The following is a 1,334-nucleotide window of genomic DNA, read 5'->3' as shown; positions in this document are numbered from 1 at the left end:
CGGTCAGGCCGCTGGCGATCGTTTGCCCGCCCAGCAGCAGGTTCACCGCCACGCCCTGCGCGGGCCTGCCGGTGGAGATATCGAGAATATGGGTACTCAACGTATTCATTCGCCTATGACTCCCGTCAGTCTTAATAAGGTAATTTCGCGCAGCTGCGCCAGCGCCACCCGCGTCTCTTCCGCCTCGTCGTGGTTCAGCCGCTGCGTCAGCGCCTGCAGGATCTCTTCCCCGCTGCGGCCTTTGGCGCGGATCAGGAAGACCCGCCCGAAGCGGGCTTCGTAGCGAGCGTTGCCCTCTTTTAGCGCCCGGGCAAGGCGCGCATCCTCATCGTTGATGGCCCCCTGCTCGTGCCGCGACAGCGCGGCGTGGCCCCGATCTCCGGCCGGTTTTTCGCCGATGCGCGGATGGGCGCTCAGCGCCCGATCCAGCTCGGCCTCTCCCCAGCGCTGCGCGGCCTCCTCCGCGGCGGCCAGCAGCGCGTCGCGGTCAGGATAGGGACGGCCCTGCACCAGCGCCGTGGCCCAGGCGGGGAGCGCCACGCAGGGCTCCAGCAGGTCGCGGGCCGTCTCGTCGTCCAGCCGGTTAAAGTCCTCAATCGCGATCGTCGCGGCCACTTCGGACATGTTATCGCTCCTTATACCAAACGGCCCATGCGGCCCGTCGTTAATCACGTTAGCGCAATATTGCGCAAATCAGCCTACATAAAGCGGCTTGCACAAAGCAGGCCACATTCCCGCGGTGCGGGTCCGGATGCCGCGGGCGGGTGAAACGCTCGATTCGCAACCGCCAGATTTACAATTTTTGATGCAATAAAAGGCAATTATTGCTCGATAACGCACCACTTTAGCGCATCCTCCCCGCCAACGCCTCCGCCAGACGCCCCTGTCGCGCCCGCCGGCAAGCTGGTACGCAAATTGCTCGGCTCTTCACAACGCATGCCACAGGAGAAGATGATGAAAGCATTAGTGATGGGTGCCGGTATCGGCGGCCTGAGCGCGGCGGTCGCGCTGAAAGCGGCCGGAATTAGCTGCGAGGTGTTTGAGGCGGTGCAGGAGATTAAGCCGGTTGGCGCCGCCATCTCAATCTGGCCCAACGGGGTGAAGTGCATGAACCTGCTGGGCATGGGCGACATCACCGAGACCTACGGCGGGCCGCTGCGCTATATGGCCTATCAGGATCACCGGCATGGCAAAACCCTGACCCGCTTTAGCCTTGCGCCGCTGGTCGAACGCACCGGCGGCCGCCCCTGCCCGGTCTCGCGCAGCGAGCTGCAGGGCGAGATGCTGAACTTCTGGGGCCGCGACGCGGTACGGTTCGGCAAGCGGGCCACCCG

Annotated in this window: 2 protein-coding genes and 1 pseudogene; 1 reads left to right on the top strand and 2 read right to left on the bottom strand. The window is 64.7% G+C overall.

Going from position 1 to position 1,334, the window contains the following annotated elements; all coding sequences use genetic code 11:
* Nucleotides 1-109: pseudogene (locus tag PFH44_RS27665) on the bottom strand (hydroxyisourate hydrolase); the annotation flags it as partial.
* On the bottom strand, nt 106-624 hold the full coding sequence (gene uraD / locus PFH44_RS27660) for a 2-oxo-4-hydroxy-4-carboxy-5-ureidoimidazoline decarboxylase (protein ID WP_283826851.1): 519 nt from the start codon (nt 622-624) through the stop codon (nt 106-108). The gene uraD and the pseudogene PFH44_RS27665, both read right to left, overlap by 4 nt.
* A 330-nt stretch (nt 625-954) precedes the next feature.
* Between uraD and PFH44_RS27655 the strand changes: the two genes are divergently transcribed.
* On the top strand, nt 955-1,334 hold a 380-nt coding region (locus PFH44_RS27655), incomplete at its 3' end, for an NAD(P)-binding protein (RefSeq protein WP_349632163.1).

Source organism: Klebsiella sp. Ech2A (assembly GCF_030078455.1).
GTDB classification, from domain to species: Bacteria; Pseudomonadota; Gammaproteobacteria; order Enterobacterales; family Enterobacteriaceae; genus Klebsiella; species Klebsiella terrigena.
This window is presented reverse-complemented; position numbering and strand designations above follow the sequence as displayed.

Excerpts from the sequence above, each read along its gene's own strand:
- uraD (WP_283826851.1), bottom strand. The coding sequence starts at position 624 with ATGTCCGAAGTGGCCGCGACGATCGCGATTGAGGACTTTAACCGGCTG.